The sequence below is a fragment of the Actinoplanes cyaneus genome, assembly GCF_016862095.1.
Classification (GTDB): Bacteria; Actinomycetota; Actinomycetes; order Mycobacteriales; family Micromonosporaceae; genus Actinoplanes; species Actinoplanes cyaneus.
Map to the genome: position 1 here is coordinate 1 of NZ_BOMH01000041.1, position 15,152 is coordinate 15,152.

The 15,152-nt window shown below is 71.0% G+C and carries 16 protein-coding genes and 2 riboswitches; of the genes, 7 read left to right on the forward strand and 9 right to left on the reverse strand.

The window, feature by feature from the left end; translation table 11 throughout:
• Positions 1–28: 28 nt before the first annotated feature.
• Positions 29–670 carry an SMI1/KNR4 family protein gene (locus Acy02nite_RS27255; protein ID WP_203745573.1) on the reverse strand — a complete coding sequence of 214 codons (642 nt, stop codon included), beginning with the start codon at positions 668–670 and terminating at the stop codon, positions 29–31.
• 247 nt (positions 671–917) lie between these two features.
• Here Acy02nite_RS27255 and Acy02nite_RS47875 point away from each other — a divergent pair, with 247 nt between their 5' ends.
• The gene (locus Acy02nite_RS47875; protein ID WP_498063720.1) at positions 918–1,025 is read left to right on the forward strand and encodes a DUF8617 domain-containing protein; all 108 of its coding nucleotides are present in this window, start codon (positions 918–920) and stop codon (positions 1,023–1,025) included.
• A 122-nt stretch (positions 1,026–1,147) separates the two neighbouring features.
• On the opposite strand, the gene Acy02nite_RS27260 is transcribed toward Acy02nite_RS47875, so the two are convergent.
• The 3 genes from Acy02nite_RS27260 to Acy02nite_RS27270 are packed head-to-tail and all read right to left on the reverse strand — an operon-like array spanning position 1,148 to position 4,511.
• Positions 1,148–1,702 carry a PadR family transcriptional regulator gene (locus Acy02nite_RS27260; protein WP_203745575.1) on the reverse strand — a complete coding sequence of 185 codons (555 nt, stop codon included), beginning with the start codon at positions 1,700–1,702 and terminating at the stop codon, positions 1,148–1,150.
• A complete protein-coding gene (locus tag Acy02nite_RS27265; protein WP_203745577.1) occupies positions 1,693–2,505 on the reverse strand; it encodes a crotonase/enoyl-CoA hydratase family protein in 813 nt (270 codons plus the stop codon). Before Acy02nite_RS27265 ends, Acy02nite_RS27260 begins: the two co-directional genes overlap by 10 nt.
• 14 nt (positions 2,506–2,519) lie before the next feature.
• On the reverse strand, positions 2,520–4,511 hold the full coding sequence (locus Acy02nite_RS27270) for an NADPH-dependent 2,4-dienoyl-CoA reductase (RefSeq protein ID WP_203745579.1): 1,992 nt from the start codon (positions 4,509–4,511) through the stop codon (positions 2,520–2,522).
• Between the two features lie 43 nt (positions 4,512–4,554).
• Between Acy02nite_RS27270 and Acy02nite_RS47275 the strand changes: the two genes are divergently transcribed.
• A complete protein-coding gene (locus Acy02nite_RS47275) occupies positions 4,555–4,683 on the forward strand; it encodes a hypothetical protein (protein WP_264653306.1) in 129 nt (42 codons plus the stop codon).
• A 28-nt stretch (positions 4,684–4,711) separates the two neighbouring features.
• Here the strand turns inward: Acy02nite_RS47275 and Acy02nite_RS27275 are convergent, their stop codons facing one another.
• The 3 genes from Acy02nite_RS27275 to Acy02nite_RS27285 all read right to left on the reverse strand — a co-directional run bounded on the left by Acy02nite_RS27275 (position 4,712) and on the right by Acy02nite_RS27285 (position 7,765).
• A complete protein-coding gene (locus Acy02nite_RS27275; RefSeq protein ID WP_203745588.1) occupies positions 4,712–6,016 on the reverse strand; it encodes an L-serine ammonia-lyase in 1,305 nt (434 codons plus the stop codon).
• 9 nt (positions 6,017–6,025) lie between these two features.
• A complete protein-coding gene (gene gcvT / locus Acy02nite_RS27280; RefSeq protein ID WP_203745590.1) occupies positions 6,026–7,072 on the reverse strand; it encodes a glycine cleavage system aminomethyltransferase GcvT in 1,047 nt (348 codons plus the stop codon).
• A 31-nt stretch (positions 7,073–7,103) separates the two neighbouring features.
• A riboswitch (glycine riboswitch) is annotated at positions 7,104–7,189 on the reverse strand.
• Between the two features lie 4 nt (positions 7,190–7,193).
• Positions 7,194–7,289: riboswitch (glycine riboswitch) on the reverse strand.
• 35 nt (positions 7,290–7,324) lie between these two features.
• Positions 7,325–7,765, reverse strand: a complete 441-nt coding sequence (locus Acy02nite_RS27285) for a MarR family winged helix-turn-helix transcriptional regulator (protein ID WP_203745598.1) — start codon at positions 7,763–7,765, stop codon at positions 7,325–7,327.
• A gap of 65 nt (positions 7,766–7,830) precedes the next feature.
• Between Acy02nite_RS27285 and Acy02nite_RS46695 the strand changes: the two genes are divergently transcribed.
• Together Acy02nite_RS46695 and Acy02nite_RS27290 are read left to right on the forward strand one after the other, a co-directional pair.
• Positions 7,831–8,049 (forward strand): hypothetical protein, encoded by a 219-nt coding sequence (locus Acy02nite_RS46695; RefSeq protein WP_239175249.1) that lies wholly within the window; start codon positions 7,831–7,833, stop codon positions 8,047–8,049.
• Positions 8,049–9,089 carry an MFS transporter gene (locus Acy02nite_RS27290; RefSeq protein WP_239175295.1) on the forward strand — a complete coding sequence of 347 codons (1,041 nt, stop codon included), beginning with the start codon at positions 8,049–8,051 and terminating at the stop codon, positions 9,087–9,089. The genes Acy02nite_RS46695 and Acy02nite_RS27290 overlap by 1 nt, the downstream gene beginning before the upstream one ends.
• A gap of 482 nt (positions 9,090–9,571) precedes the next feature.
• Here the strand turns inward: Acy02nite_RS27290 and Acy02nite_RS27295 are convergent, their stop codons facing one another.
• Positions 9,572–11,365, reverse strand: a complete 1,794-nt coding sequence (locus Acy02nite_RS27295) for a sensor histidine kinase (protein WP_203745601.1) — start codon at positions 11,363–11,365, stop codon at positions 9,572–9,574.
• Positions 11,362–12,051 carry a response regulator transcription factor gene (locus Acy02nite_RS27300; RefSeq protein ID WP_203745602.1) on the reverse strand — a complete coding sequence of 230 codons (690 nt, stop codon included), beginning with the start codon at positions 12,049–12,051 and terminating at the stop codon, positions 11,362–11,364. Before Acy02nite_RS27300 ends, Acy02nite_RS27295 begins: the two co-directional genes overlap by 4 nt.
• 182 nt (positions 12,052–12,233) lie before the next feature.
• Between Acy02nite_RS27300 and Acy02nite_RS27305 the strand changes: the two genes are divergently transcribed.
• The 3 genes from Acy02nite_RS27305 to Acy02nite_RS27315 are packed head-to-tail and all read left to right on the forward strand — an operon-like array spanning position 12,234 to position 15,152.
• Positions 12,234–13,280 carry an efflux RND transporter periplasmic adaptor subunit gene (locus Acy02nite_RS27305; protein WP_203745604.1) on the forward strand — a complete coding sequence of 349 codons (1,047 nt, stop codon included), beginning with the start codon at positions 12,234–12,236 and terminating at the stop codon, positions 13,278–13,280.
• A 26-nt stretch (positions 13,281–13,306) separates the two neighbouring features.
• Positions 13,307–13,936, forward strand: a complete 630-nt coding sequence (locus Acy02nite_RS27310; protein ID WP_203746172.1) for an ABC transporter ATP-binding protein — start codon at positions 13,307–13,309, stop codon at positions 13,934–13,936.
• Positions 13,937–13,982: 46 nt separating this feature from the next.
• The gene (locus tag Acy02nite_RS27315) at positions 13,983–15,152 is read left to right on the forward strand and encodes an ABC transporter permease (RefSeq protein WP_239175250.1); all 1,170 of its coding nucleotides are present in this window, start codon (positions 13,983–13,985) and stop codon (positions 15,150–15,152) included.

A 15,152-nucleotide genomic window follows, 5' to 3' on the forward strand; every position in this document is an offset into this window, starting at 1 on the left:
GAAGAGGACGTTCGAGCGGAGGGCGCTCTCACGCGCCAGCTGCCCGTTCCGACCGGCAGAGCCAGGTGCGGTACCAGTCAGCGAAGGTCATGCGGCTGCCGTCCGGGTTCTGCAGCGGACGGAAGCCCTCCTCATCCGCCGTGTCATCGGCCCACATCTGACCGCGGGAGGGGCCACTTACCACCAGCGCTTCATATAGGGCGCAGCCAAGGTGGCAAAGATAGAGCAAGCCGGTCGAATGGGCCGGATCGAAGAGAGTTTCGCTGCGCAATTCCCACCAGGCGTCCTCCTCCCGTCCGCGCTCCGGCCGGGGAGGCAATTCGTCGGCTGGGTTGAAGGCTCGGATGTGAGCAAAGGGTCGGACAAGTGCTTCGCGGTCGTTGAGGGCGGCACCGCCGCCTTCCCATGTCCAACGCTCATCCAACCGGTGCACAGGAAAGAGGCCGTATGCCGGGCCGGCACCGCCGCGGCTCACCTCGAGCAAAAACGAACGGTACTCAACCGGAAGCTCGACACCCAGCTGGCCTTCCAACTCGGCAAGCTCATCACGGGTCAACGATTCCGCCAGGTGCCAGCCGTGCGAGGTTGCGCCAAAGACCTCAGCGGCACCGGTGAGTCCTGCCAAAGCGGCGATGCGGGGCCGGACGTCTGACCAGTCGATCTTTGTCATGGCCGGACCCTAGCGCTACCCACCGACAAGATTAGGTTCAAGAAGGCGACGCTCAACGCCCTCTCATCGGCAGATCAGTAAACGTGATCAGGCTTCGGCGAGCAACGGGCGAACCGCCGAGCAGGGGTGTCCCAGCCGAGGACGTTGCGCGGCCGTTGTTTAGTTCGGTGGCCACGGCGGTCAGGTCCTTGGCGGCGTGCACGATGAGATCGCTCCCGATGGCGCGGGGTGACGTCCCGGCAAATGCATCCGGGCCACGCAGGTATGGCGTTGTCCGGGGTGTGGCCGGCTGTGGGCCTTCTCGGGTCACAGCGACACCGCATCTGAATACGTTCCCCAACTGGACGGTCACTGAAGGGCTTCGCCAGGTGTGAAGTTGTGACACCGCTGCCGTCCGAGCATCGATGTGCCCGGGACGGCAGCGGCCTGTTGGCCACCGAGCCTCCGGTCGGGGAGCGGCCGAGCGTCGAGAACGGCTCAGGCTGATCTGGACTGAAGGACGCGCAGCGCCAGCTCGCCCCAGGAGATGTTCTCGCGCTCGAAACTGATGCCGCGCTGGAGTGTCAGGTAGGGGCCGATCCGGTTCCCGGTCGCCAGGAACTCCTCGTGGCTCCGGTTGCCGAGGATCTCGGCGAGCTGGCGCTCGTACGCCTCCAGCCGTTGCTCGCTCTGCTTGATGCGGGCCTCGATCGAGGTCCGGACCGCGGCGGGGTCGGCCCAGGCCAACGCCTCGACCTGGACCAGCAGCTCGTCACGGACGGTGGTGGGTCTGGGCTCGCGCCGGGTGAACTCCAGCAGGGCGGCCCGGCCCGCGGCGGTGATCGAGAAGAGCCGCTTGTCAGGCCGTTTGTCCTGGTGCACGACGCGGGCCGTGAGCAGCCCCTCGGCCTCCATCTTGTCGAGCTCGCGGTAGAGCTGCTGCGGTGTCGCGGTCCAGAAGTTGGCGACCGACACCCGGAACCGTTTGGCCAGGTCGTACCCGGACGACTCGCTGTCGATCAGCGCCGCGAGCAGGGCGTTCCTCAGGGCCACAGGCGCATCCTACGGGCGCGGGGGCCGAACTCCGGATCGCTCTTCTTCAGCACGGCGCGGCGCAGGGCACCGGTGTTCGGCAGGCGCAGCAGACGCAGCTGCTCCCAGCGCTCGCGGGCGAACGTGCGGCGGGCGCTGCCGGTCAGCGCGCCGTCGACCAGCCGTTTGGCGGCGGCGAGCGCGTCCGGTGACCTGCTCAGCAGGCTCTCGGCGAACGCGGTGGCGGCTTTGAGCGGCTCGGCGTCCAGCTCGGTGACCAGGCCCAGCCGGTGCGCCTCGGCGCCGCTGAACTGCTCGGCGGTCATCGTGAGCCGCTTGGCGACGTCCGGCCCGACGATCTCGGTGAGGCTGCGGACCCCGGTCATGTCCGGGATGATCCCCCACTTGCCCTCGAGGACGGACCATTTCGAGTCGGGGGTGGCGAAGCGGAAGTCGGCGGCGAGCGCGATCTGGATGCCGCCGCCGTAGCAGTGACCGGTCACCGCGGCGATCACCGGGACCGGGATGCGGCGCCATGCCCAGCAGGCCTCCTGGAACGTGTTCGTGCCGCGCCACGGCGCCGGGACGAATGCCTTCGCGACCCGGGCGGGCGTCTTCAGCGTGCCGGCGATGTCCAGGCCGGCGCAGAACGACGGGCCCTCGCCGGCGATCACGACGGCGCGCAGGGTCCGGTCCTTCTTGAGCTGGCGGGCGGTCCGGATCAGCTCGTCGAGGGTGTCCAGGGTGAGGGCGTTGAGCTTGTCGGGACGGTCCAGCCTGACCTGGGCTATGCCGTTCTCCACGCTCAGCGACAGATACTTCACGTTTGTCTCCTGAATCAGATGCGAGCCGCGAGCTCTGTCGCCTGCTTGATCGCCCGTTTGGCGTCGAGCTCGGTGGCGACGTCGGCACCACCGATGACGTGCACCGTGACGCCGTGCTCCCGCAAGGGGGCTTCGAGGTCGCGGACGGATTCCTGCCCCGCGCAGAGCACCACGGTGTCCACCGCGAGGACCCGGTCGGCCAGGTGCAGCCCGTCGTCGTCGATCCGCTGGTAGTCGACACCGCGCAGCATCGTCACGCCCGCGTCCTGCAGCGTGGCCCGATGCACCCAGCCGGTCGTCTTCCCCAGCCCTTTGCCGAGCGCTGTCTCCTTGCGCTGCAGCAGGTAGAGCTCCCGTTTCGCGGGCACTTTCACCTTCGTCGCCAGACCGCCGCGGTGCTCGGCGGGGTCGGTGACGCCCCAGCGCCGCATCCAGTCGCCGAGCGGCTCGTTCTGGCTGTGCAGCAGGAACTCGCCGACGTCGAAGCCGATCCCGCCGGCCCCGATGATCGCCACCCGATCGCCGACCGGAGCGCCGTCGATGACCTGCTGATAGGTGAGCACCGACGGGTGATCGACCCCCGGGATGGCGGGAACACGCGGCCGTACGCCGGTCGCGAGGACCACCTCGTCGAAGCCGGCCAGTGGCTCGACCGTGGCCCGCGTCCCCAGGTGCAGCTTCACCCCACGGATGTCGATCATGTGGCGGTAGTAGTCGAGGGTCCGGGCGAACTCCTCCTTGCCCGGGATCCGCGCGGCCAGCCGGAACTGCCCACCGATCTCCTCCCCCGCCTCGAAGAGCTCCACCCGGTGCCCGCGTCCGGCCAGTTCCACGGCGGCGGCGAGTCCCGCCGGTCCCGCGCCGACGACGGCAACCCTCTTCGCCGTACGGGTCGGCAGCAGCACCAGCTCGGTCTCGTGCCCGGCCCGCGGGTTGAGCAGGCACGACGCGCGCTGATTGCGGAACGTGTGATCGAGGCAGGCCTGGTTGCACGCGATGCACGTGATGATCTCGCGTTCCCGCTCCTGCGCGGCCTTGACCACCCACTCGGCGTCGGCGAGCAGCGGCCGGGCCATCGACACCAGGTCGGCGTCGCCCGCGGCGAGGATCTGCTCGGCGGCCTCCGGCCGGTTGATCCGGTTCGACGCGATGACCGGGACCGACACCTCGCCGCGCAGTTTGCGGGTCACCCAGGTGAAGGCGCCCGGCGGCACGGAGGTGACGATGGTCGGCACCCGGGCCTCGTGCCACCCGATGCCGGTGTTGAACAGGCTCACGCCCGCCGCTTCCAGCCGCCGGGCCAGCTCGGCGGTCTCGTCCCAGGTCTGGGCGCCGTCGACGAGGTCGAGCAGGCTGATCCGGTACTGCACGATGAAGTCGTCGCCGGCCAGCTCACGGGTGCGCTCGACGATCTCGACCGGGAACCGCATCCGCTTCTCGGCGGTGCCGCCCCAGGCGTCGGTGCGGTCGTTGGTGCGGGCCGCGAGGAACTGGTTGATCAGGTAACCCTCGGAGCCCATGATCTCCACGCCGTCGTACCCCGCACGCCGGGCCAGCTTCGCGGCGCGGGCGAACGCCGTCACGGTCCGGCCGACCTGCCGCGACGACATCGCGCGCGGGCGGAACGGCGTGATCGGCGACTTCTTGCCGGAGGCGCTCTGGATGAACGGGTGGTAGCCGTACCGCCCGGCGTGCAGCACCTGCAGGATGATCTTGCCATCGTGCTCGTGCACCGCGTCCGTGACGATCCGGTGCCGGTCCGCGTGCCGCCGGGTGGCCATCGTGCTGCCGAACGGCGCGAGCCAGCCCCGCCACGTCGGCGCGTAACCGCCGGTCACCATCAGGCCGACGCCGCCCTTGGCCCGCTCGGCGAAGTACGCCGCGAGCTTCGGCAGGTCACGCTCACGATCTTCGAGCTTGGTGTGCATCGACCCCATGACCACGCGGTTGCGCAGCGTGGTGTGGCCGAGGTCCAGGGGGCTCAGCAGCGTCGGATACCGGCTCATGGAAGGCGACTATACAAAGAGTTGCATAGTAAAGAAAGTGACTATGACAGCGCTCGAGCACTGGGCGCGAACGCTGCTGGACCTGAAGGCGGCGGTGCCGAGCCTGCGATGGCACGTGCACCTGGACGACGACGATCTGGATGACGAGGCGCTGCGTCAGCTGGCGGGCTGACGCCGTACGCGCGAAGGGGTCTTGATCGTCAGCACTCGATGACGTTGACGGCGAGGCCGCCGCGGGACGTCTCCTTGTACTTGATCTTCATGTCGGCGCCGGTCTCCTTCATGGTCTTGATGACCTTGTCGAGGGAGACGTGGTGCTTCCCGTCGCCGCGCAATGCCATCTTCGCCGCGGTGACCGCCTTGACCGCCGCCATCCCGTTGCGCTCGATGCACGGGATCTGCACTAGCCCGCCCACCGGATCGCAGGTCAGCCCGAGGTTGTGCTCCATGCCGATCTCGGCGGCGTTCTCCACCTGCTCGGGGGTGCCGCCGAGGACCTCGGCGAGCCCGGCCGCCGCCATCGCGCACGCCGAGCCGACCTCGCCCTGGCAGCCGACCTCGGCGCCGGAGATCGACGCGTTCTCCTTGAAGAGCAGCCCGATCGCACCGGCTGCCAGCAGGAACCGGACCACACCGTCGGCGTTGAAGCCGGGCACGAACGCCTGGCAGTAGCTGAGCACGGCCGGGATGATCCCCGCGGCGCCGTTGGTGGGCGCGGTCACCACGCGACCTCCGGCCGCGTTCTGCTCGTTGACCGCCATCGCGTACGCCGTGAGCCACTCCATGGCGTGCACGGCAGGGTCACCCGCCGCCCGCAGTTGACGGGCTGTCGCCGCCGCGCGCCGGCGCACCTTGAGGCCGCCGGGCAGGACCCCTTCGGCGTCGAGTCCCGCGTTCACGCAGTCCTGCATGACCTGCCAGATGCCGAGCAGCCCGGCCTGGATGTCCGGAACTGATCGCCACGCGGTCTCGTTGGCCAGCATCACCCGCGAGATGGAGAGCCCGGTGGTGCGGGTCAGCTCCAGCAGTTCCGCGCCGGTGCTGAACGGGTGTGGGAGCACGGTGTCGTCCGCCCGTACGCGGGAGGGGGACATCTGGTCCACGACGAAGCCGCCGCCGACCGAGAAGTAGGTCTTGCGGAGCAGCTCGGAGCCGTCGGCGCCGAGCGCAGTGAAGGTCATCCCGTTGGGGTGCTCGGGCAGCGACCGCCGCCGGTGCAGCACCAGGTCGACGGCGATCTCGCGGCCGCCGAGCAGGATCGGCCCGGGTTCCAGGGACGTGTCGACCGTCTCCGGCTCCTCCCCCATCAGGCCGAGCAGCACCGCGCGCGGCGTGCCGTGGCCGTGACCGGTAGCGCCCAGCGAGCCGAAGAGCTCCGCGCGGATGCCGAGCACCCGCTCGTCGAGGAGGCGGGTGAACAGTCGCGCGGCTCGCATCGGGCCCACCGTGTGGGAGCTGGACGGGCCGATGCCGATCGAGAACAGGTCGAAGACGGAGACGGCCATGATCAATCCTTACCGGGAGCGCTGGTAGAACGGGAGCGGGACGATCTCGACGTCTTCACGCTTGCCACGAACATCGACCGCCAGGCGGCGTGAGTCCAGACTTCTCGTGACATATGCGAGAGCGATCGGGTGGCCGAGCGTCGGCGACGGCGCGCCGCTGGTCACCTCGCCGACCGTCTCGCCCGTTTCTGCGTCGACCACGGCGTGTCCGGCCCGCGGTGAGCGGCGTCCCTTCGACACCAGCCCGACCAGTTCCCGCGACGACGAGTGGGACCGCAGCGCCTCGCCGCCGACGAAGTCCCGCTTGTCCAGCGCCACGATCCGGCCGAGCCCGGCGTCGAACGGGGTGGTGCGGATGGTCAGCTCGTGACCGTAGAGCGGCATCCCGGCCTCGAGCCGCAGCGTGTCCCGGCAGGCCAGTCCGGCCGGCTGCGCGCCCGCCTCCTGCAGGAACGCCCAGATCGACGCCGCGTCCTCGTTCGCGCAGTAGATCTCGAACCCGTCCTCGCCGGTGTATCCGGTGCGGGCCAGCAGCACGTCCTTGCCGGCCACCCGGGACGGCTTGATCGCGTAGTACTTCAGATCCGGGTGCTCGCCGGCGATCGTCACGGCGTCCGGGCCCTGCACCGCGATCAGCGCCCGGTCCACGGACTCGATCGTGACCGCGAAACCACCCGAGTGCTCACCCAGCATCGCGCGGACCACCTGCGCGTTCGCGGCGTTCGCCACGACCAGGAACTCCTGCTCGGCGAGCCGGTAGACGACCAGGTCGTCGAGCACGCCGCCGGTGGTGTGGCACAGCATCGTGTACTTGGCGCGCCCCGGCTTCACCGCGGAGAGCCTGCCGACCAGGGCGTGATCCAGGAACGCGGCGGCGTCCGGCCCGGCGACAGCGATCTGCCCCATGTGGCCGAGATCGAAGAGCCCCGCCGATCGGCGTACGGCGTGATGCTCGGCCACATCACTGCCGTACCGCAGCGGCATCTCCCAGCCGGCGAACCCGGTGAAGCTGGCGCCGAGGCGCTGGTGGACGTCGTAGAGCGCGGTGCGTCGCAACGGGAGGCTCCTTGGATCGGTGCCTCCCTCGCTCTGTCATCTCTGCCTGAGAGGTTCACCGCCGTTGAGCGGTTTGCACCGTGGGCGCAGCGCCGTAGAAGCGCTGACTTTCCAGAGTCGCCTGACCGCTGCGGTACATGGGCCTGAGAGATTCTGAGGGAGAAGTTGCTCCTTCGGCGCCCTCGCCAGGTCGCGAGGGCTCTCCCGCAGCGGTCGTTGCGGCGAAGTCTTCACTTGTCGGCTCGGACCCTATCAGCCGGCGCGTTCCTTCTGCCCCGCCTGGGCCAGGCGTTCCAACGCGGGCAAGGCCTGCACGATCGCGTCGCGGTCGGCCGGCTCCAGCTCGTCGAAGAGGTGGTCGAGCGTCGTGGCGTAGTGCGCCAGGGTCCGGATGACCACAGCCCGCCCCTCCTCGGTGACCTCGACCAGCACGCCACGCCCGTCGGTCGGGTCGGGCACGCGGCGGACCAGGGCGGACTTCTCCATCCGGCCGACCAGCTGGGTCATGCCGGGCTGCGACGCGCGGGTCATCCGGGCCAGGTCGGTGACCCGGGCCGGCCCCTCCTCGGAGAGCCGGCGCAGCACGGCCAGGGCCACCGAGCTCGGGTTGTCCGGCCCCTCCAACTGGCGCAGGAAGCGCACCAGCTGAGCCAGCACCGGCAACAACTGTGATCCACGACTCTCGCCGCTCATTTGCATAACCTCATTATGGACCTAGAGTGGAAAACATCCAGATCCTTTCGTACGGAGGTGGTCCGGTGAGCACGGCTACCGGTCAATCACTCTTCAAGCAGCCACGGGCCGTCTTCGCGGTCGCGTTCGCCTGCGTCGTCAGCTTCATGGGCATCGGCCTGGTCGACCCGATCCTCCCGGCGCTCTCCTCGAAACTCGACGCCACGCCCAGCCAGGTCAGCCTGCTGTTCACCAGCTCTTCACCGGCTGGATCGCCAGCCGCATCGGCGCCAAGCCCACACTGATCGCCGGGCTCTCGCTGATCGTCGTCTTCGCCGCGCTCGCCGGCCTGTCCGGCTCGATCAACGGCATCGTCGGCTTCCGGGCCGGCTGGGGCCTGGGCAACGCGCTGTTCATCGCCACCAGCCTCGCCGTCATCGTCGCGTCGGCCACCGGCGGTTTCGCCGGCGCGATCGTGCTCTACGAGGCGGCGCTCGGCCTGGGCATCGCGGCCGGCCCGCTGCTCGGCGGCTTCCTCGGCAACCTCAGCTGGCGCGGCCCGTTCTTCGGCGTGGCCGTCCTGATGGCGATCGCGCTGCTGGCCACGATCACCCTGGTCGAGCCCACCCCGAAGCCCGCGCGGCCGACCCCGCTGCTCGCACCGATCAAGGCGTTGCGGCACCGCAGCCTGCTCACGATGGGCATCACGGCGCTGCTGTACAACTGGGGCTTCTTCACGATGCTCGGCTACGCGCCGTACCCGATGGAGCTCAGCGCCACCCGGCTCGGCTTCGTCTTCTTCGCCTGGGGCCTGCTGCTCGCCTTCTTCTCCATCACCGGCGCAGCGTGGCTGCAGCGCAGGTTCGGCACCGCGCGGTCGCTCTACGGCGCGCTGACCGTCTTCGCCGTCCTGCTCCTGCTGATCGGCGTGTTCACCGACAATCGCTGGGCCGTGATCGTCTGCGTGGTCGCGTCCGGCATCGTCGCCGGCATCAACAACACGCTCACCACCCAGGCCGTCATGCTGGTCTCACCGATCGAGCGCCCGGTCGCGTCCGCGGCCTACGGTTTCGTCCGCTTCATCGGCGGCGGCCTGGCCCCCTACGCGGCCGGCAAGATGGTCGACCACTGGAACATCCACGTCCCGTTCATCATCGGCGCGGTCGTCGTCCTGCTCGGCGTCGCCGTCCTGTCCACCGGACACCGGCCGCTCGCCGCCGCCGACGCCGCGATGGCCGCGGAGGGGCCGCACAGCGCTCCCGACGACGTGGCCGGCGAGATCGCCGACGAGTTTGGCGGTGCGCCCGACGCCATCGACCTCGAGAAAGAGATCAGAACCCACTGACCCCGATTTCCCGTACGCCGTGAGCCCCCGCCCGTGACCCCGCGCCCGCCGGCCCCGCTCCCCTCCGGGCCGCTACGCGAGTCCCGCCCTCCGGCTGGTCCTCATGGACGTCATGAGGCACGAATAACGTCCATGAGGACCAGCCGAAACCCCGCCCCGCGCCGCGCGCCCACCCCCAGCACACCTCGCGGCCCCGGCTGGCGCTCATGGACGTTATGAGGCACGAATAACGTCCATGAGCGCCAGCCGAAACCCCGGCACCGCGCCGCCGGCCCACCCCCAGCGCACCTCGCGGCCCGGGCTGGCGCTCACGGTTGTTATGAGGCACGAGTAACGACCGTGAGCACCAGCCGAAACCCCGCGCCGCGCCGGGAGCGGGCGCCGGGCGGACGTCGCGGCTCCGGCGGACGTCGCAGCTCCGGCGGACGCCGCGGCTCCGGCGGACGTTGCGGCTCTGGCCGACGTTGCGGCTCTGGCTGGGCTCACTGTGGTTGTGGAGCAGGCGGGTGCGGGTGTGCTGGTGGCAGGTCGATGGTGAAGGTGCTTCCGTGGCCGGGCGCGCTGGCGGCGGTTAGCGTGCCGCCGTGCGCCTCGGTGAGTTTGCGGGCGATGGCCAGCCCGAGGCCGCTGCCGCCGGTGGCGCGGCTGCGGGACTCGTCGGCGCGCCAGAAACGGTCGAAGATGCGGGGCAGGTCGTCCGGTGCGATGCCGACGCCGGTGTCCCGTACGCGGATCCGGTTCTGCGCGGCGGCGACGGTGACCGAGCCGCCCGCCGGGGTGTAGCGGATCCCGTTGGCGACCAGGTTGCCCACCACCTGCCGCAACCGGACCGGGTCGGCGGACACCACGGGGTCACCGTCGATCTCGATCGTCAGCTCCACACCGGCGGCCCGCGCCGGCACGCGATGGCTCTCCGCGATCGGCGTCAGGACATCGCGGACGTACGTCGGTTCGGCGTGCACCCGCAGCGTCCCGGCGTCGGCCGCGGCCAGGTCGGTCAGGTCGTCGATGATGTGCTGCAACTGCACCGCCTCGTCGTGCAGCAGGTCGAGCAGCTGGGAGTCGGTCGGCGCGAGGTCGTCCTGGGCGGCTTCCAGCCAGCTGCGGATGTTGGTGAGCGGGGTGCGCAGCTCGTGCGCCACGTCGATCACCATCGCCCGGCGCTGCGCCTCGGCCCGGTCCCGGCGGCTGGTGGAGTCGTTGAGCGCGCGGGCCAGCCGGCCGATCTCGTCCCGGGTGGTGACCGGCACGGGGCGGTGACCGTCGGCCGCATCGGTCAGCGCGCGCAGCGGCCGCACCAGCCGGTACCCGAGGAGCACGGTGACCAGGATCGTCGCGAGGAGCACGCCACCGGTCACGGTCACGATCCGGATCGTGTTCGCGCGGGACAGCGTGAACCGGGTCTGGTCGGCGCCCGAGCGCGGGTCGGTGACGAACAGCAGCGCGGGCGGGGCGACGTACGGCTGGAGCATGGTCCGCCGTGACTTCTCCACACAGCCGTCGACTCGCGGGGTGCTCAAGGCGGTGACCGGCTGGACCTCGGCGGGGCTCACGGCGGTCGCGTAGTACGCGGAGAAGTCCGGCCACACGCCGAGCCGGAACTTCGGGTCCAGCCCGGCACAGGCCGTCGCGAGCCGGCCCAGCCTGTTCAGCGGCCCGGCCTCGGCCTTGGTGACCGCATAGTCCAGTTTCGACGGGCAGGCTGCGGCGCTGTTCTCCGGGTCGTGACCGGTCACGGTGACCGACGGCCGGCCGTTGGGCAGGTTCACGATCCGGCCGTCGGCACCGGCATTGCGGAGGCAGACCAGGACGTCCGAGGCGTACTTGTCGAGTTCCGCGCGCTGCGCCGCCGGGACCCGGAACGGCCCGGTCGCGCGGGGGTCGATCCGCTCCGTGCCGCCGGTCAGCGCGGTGTCGACGGTGAGCGGGTCGACGGTGGCCGAGGGCCGCGCGGTCGCCAGCGACGGTCCCGGGCCGGAGTCGGCGAGCACCGCGCGGTCCACGGTCGTCAGCGTGATCCGCCGGTTCAGTTTCGCGGCCCGCGCCTGGATCAGGGCCTGCGCGCCGGACCAGTCGCTGTGGGTCGCGGCGTAGCCGAGCAGCATGTCGTAGACGCCCTTGTCGTCGGTCAGCGACTGCCCCTGCTCCTGCGAGATCGCCCTGGTGGCGGTGCTCGCGGCCAGCCAGGCCGTGGCGGCGATCGCCGCGATCGCGATCAGCACCGAGGTGACCAGCAGCCGGGTGACCAGGCTGTGCCGCAGCCGGACGCGGCTCACGCCGATCCCGCGGCGATCTTGTAACCGACGCCGTAGACGGTGATCAGCTGCGCGGGGCGCTGCGGGTCCGCCTCGATCTTGCGGCGCAGATTCATCACGTGTACGTCGATGGTCCGTTCCGTCGAGCTGCGATCGATCCCCCGGGTGTGGTGCAGCAGCTGCGCGCGGGTGAACACTCGGTCCGGCTGCTCGGACATCGCGGCCAGGATCGCGAACTCGCCCCGGGTGCACTCGACCTCGACACCGTCGACGGTGACGTGTCGGGCGGCGAGGTCGACGCCGATGCGCCCGATCCGGCGTACGTCCGCCCGGGTCTCACCGCGTGGCGCCCGGCGCAGCAGGGTGCGGACCCGGGCCATCAGCTCGCGCGGACTGTACGGCTTGGTCAGGTAGTCGTCGGCGCCCAGCTCCAGCCCGAGCAGCAGGTCCTCCTCGCCGGCCCGTGCGGTCAGCATCAACACCAGCAGGTCCGACTCCTGGCGCAGGGTCCGGCACACGTGCAGCCCGTCGAGGCCGGGCATCATCACGTCCAGCACCAGCAGGTCCGGCCGGCGGCGCCGCGCCTGGTCGAGCGCGGCCCGGCCGTCGTGCACGACGAACGCCTCGTGCCCCTCCGCGGTCAGGTACCGCCGGATCACCTCGGCCTGCCGCGGGTCGTCGTCGGCGACCAGCACCTTCGCACACATGGCGGCGATGATAGGCAGGCGTCGCACGGGCGCGGGGAACCTGTTCGCATACCTGACAGCTTTCTAACGATCTCCGTCCACGCTCGTCGCCATGCAATCGAAGGCTGACGCCCCGACCGAAGTGCTCACCCCGGCGCCGGAGCCGCCACCACGCCGGCGCGGCCGGGGGCCTGGTCCTGATCGTGGCAGTGGGCGGCACGACGGTCGCGGTCCTGCGGCACCGCCCGGACGGCGAGCCGGTCGCGCAGCAGAGCACGCGGGTGGCGACCGTGAAGCTGGAACGGCGGGACCTGTCGACGACGAAGAAGCTCGACGGCAGCATCGGGTTCGGGACGGCCCGGCCGCTCGACGGGCACGCGACCGGAACGGTGACGTGGTTGCCGGCGGCCGGTGCGACGATCAGACGCGGTCAGCAACTGTTCCGCGTGGACGACAAACCGGTGGCCTTGTTCTACGGGAGCATGCCGCTGTTCCGGACCATCGGGGTCGCCGGGACGGCCGGTCGCGACGTCCGCATCGTCGTGGACAACTTGAAGGCGCTCGGCTACCACGTCGGCCCCCAGCCGGCACCGGGCGAGAAGGCGGCCCCCACGCAGGTGAAGGTCAGGGACGGCGAGGGCGTCCTGACTCCCGGGCTGGTCAAGGCGATCAAGAAGTGGCAGGAGGATGCCGGCCGCCCGCCCACCGGTGAGATCGCGGTCGGTGACGTCGAGGTGCTGGCCGGCGCCGTCCGGGTCGACTCGACCGCCGTGCAGCCCGGATCCCCGGCGAACGTCCCGCTCATGTCGGTCACCCCGACCCGCAAGGTGATCACCGTGGCGGCGGGGCTGAGCGAGGCCGCCGGCCTGCGCCGCGGTGACAGGGTCACCGTGACGCTGCCCGACGACCGTACCGTCAAAGCCCGGATCCTGGCGGTCAGCCGCACCCCGGTGGCGCAGGACGGTGTCGCCGGCGCCGAGCCGAAGCTGACCGTCTCGGTGACCGTCGACGACGCGAAGGCGATCGACCGCCTCGACGGGGGCGACGTGGCCGTCCACGTCACCGGCAGGACGGCCCGGGACGTGCTGGCGGCGCCGATCGAGGCGTTGATCGCGCTGAGCGAGGGCGGTTACGCGGTGCAGGGCCCGTCCGGGCTGGTCGCGGTCACCACCGGCATGTTCGCCGACGGCTTCGTGGAAATCAGCGGCGCCGGGCTCGCCGAGGGCATGGATCTGGTGGTGGCGTCGTGAGCGTGCTGTCCGTACGCGATGCGGGAATGTCCTATCCGGGCGGCGTGACCGCCCTGGCCGGCGTGAGTGTGGACATCGCCCGCGGCGAGCTGGTGGCGATCGTCGGCCCGTCCGGCTCCGGCAAGTCGACCCTGCTCAACATCATCGGCACGCTGGACCGCCCGACGACCGGCACGGTCCTGATCAACGGTCAGGACGTGGCGACCCTCAGCGACCGCCGGCTGTCCGCGCTGCGGGCCCGCGAGATCGGCTTCGTCTTCCAGCAGTTCCACCTGACCGACGGCCTGACCGCTGTGGAGAACGTCGCCACCGGCCTGCTCTACGCCGGGGTCCCCCGTCGCCGGCGGCGCGAGCGGGCCCTGTCCGCCCTCGCCCGCGTCGGCCTGGCACATCGGGCCGGGCACCAGCCGCACCAGCTCTCCGGCGGTGAACGGCAGCGGGTCGCGATCGCCCGCGCCCTGGTCAACCGGCCGTCGCTGGTGCTGGCCGACGAGCCGACCGGAGCCCTGGACACCGCCAACGGTCAAGCGGTGCTGGCCCTGCTGCGCCGGCTCAACGAGGAGGGCAGCACGATCGCGCTGATCACCCACGACCGGGACATCGCCGCCTCACTGCCGCGCCGCATCGAGATCCGCGACGGGCGGCTGGTCCCGTGAGCGAGCTTGCGAGCGAATCGATGAGCCGAGTCCCGGAGGCGGCACAGTGAGCCCGCTGGATCTGCTGGATCTGGGGCTGATCGGGCTGCGGACCCGGCCGGGCCGCGCCGCGCTCTCCGGGCTCGGCATCGCGATCGGCATCGCCACGATGATCGTCGTGACCGGCATCCCGGCGTCCAGCCAGGCCGCGCTGGTCGCCCGGCTGAGCGCGCTGGGCACGAACACGCTGCAGGCCATGGCGGTTCCGGACCTGAATCCGCCGGCCACGTTGCCCGAGTCCACGGTGGAGATGGTCCGCCGGATCGGCCCGGTCACCAGCGGGAGCGCGGTCGCCAACACCCATGCCGTGGTACGCCGCAACGACCGTCTCGACCCTCGCGACGGCTCCGGCCTGACCGTGCTCGCCACCCGCCGGGACCTGCTGCCGGTGATCAACGCGCACGTCCGTACCGGAGCCTGGCTCTCCTCCGCGACGGAGAGGTTCCCCGCCGTGGTGCTGGGGTCGGTCGCCGCGGAACGTCTCGGCGTCACCGACGTGTCCGGCAAGCCGCAGGTCATGATCGCCGACCGGGCGTTCACCGTCGCCGGCATTCTCGCCACCACGCCGCTGACCCCTGACATCGACCGTTCCGTCCTGGTGGGCTGGCCGGCCGCGAAGTCCGAACTCGGCTTCGACGGGCACCCGACGGTCCTCTACGTGCAGGCCGAGGAGGACCGGATCGAGGCGGTCCGCGGGGTGCTGGCCGCGACGATCTCCCCCGAGCGGCCGGGCGCCGTCATGATCACGCGTCCGTCGGACGCCCTGACCGCGAAACGCGCCGCCGAGAGCAGCTTCTCGGTGCTGTTCCTGGCGCTGGCCGGGGTGGCCCTGGTGGTCGGCGGGATCGGCGTCGCCAACACGATGGTCGTCTCGGTTCTCGAACGCCGCTCGGAGATCGGGCTGCGCCGTGCGCTGGGCGCCACCCGCGGCCAGATCCGTGGCCAGTTCCTGACCGAGTCGGTGATCCTGGCCGCGGCCGGCGGTCTGATCGGCGCCGCGCTGGGCGTGCTCGCGACGGTCGGCTACGCGAGCTGGCAGGGCTGGCCGGTGGTGCTGCCGGCGCAGTCGGCGGCGCTCGCAGCGGGCGGCGCCGTGGTGATCGGCGTGCTCGCCGGGGTGTATCCCTGTGTCCGCGCGGCGCGGCTGACCCCGACCCAGGCGCTGGCGGCGGTCTGA

What these genes read in the sequence shown, in the direction of transcription:
- Acy02nite_RS27255 (WP_203745573.1), bottom strand. Translation starts at nt 670, where the DNA reads ATGACAAAGATCGACTGGTCAGACGTCCGGCCCCGCATCGCCGCTTTG.
- Acy02nite_RS27275 (WP_203745588.1), bottom strand. Translation starts at nt 6,016, where the DNA reads ATGGCCGTCTCCGTCTTCGACCTGTTCTCGATCGGCATCGGCCCGTCC.
- Acy02nite_RS47275 (WP_264653306.1), top strand. Translation starts at nt 4,555, where the DNA reads ATGACAGCGCTCGAGCACTGGGCGCGAACGCTGCTGGACCTGAAGGCG.
- Acy02nite_RS27300 (WP_203745602.1), bottom strand. Translation starts at nt 12,051, where the DNA reads ATGTGTGCGAAGGTGCTGGTCGCCGACGACGACCCGCGGCAGGCCGAG.
- Acy02nite_RS27310 (WP_203746172.1), top strand. Translation starts at nt 13,307, where the DNA reads ATGTCCTATCCGGGCGGCGTGACCGCCCTGGCCGGCGTGAGTGTGGAC.
- Acy02nite_RS27285 (WP_203745598.1), bottom strand. Translation starts at nt 7,765, where the DNA reads ATGAGCGGCGAGAGTCGTGGATCACAGTTGTTGCCGGTGCTGGCTCAG.
- Acy02nite_RS27270 (WP_203745579.1), bottom strand. Translation starts at nt 4,511, where the DNA reads ATGAGCCGGTATCCGACGCTGCTGAGCCCCCTGGACCTCGGCCACACC.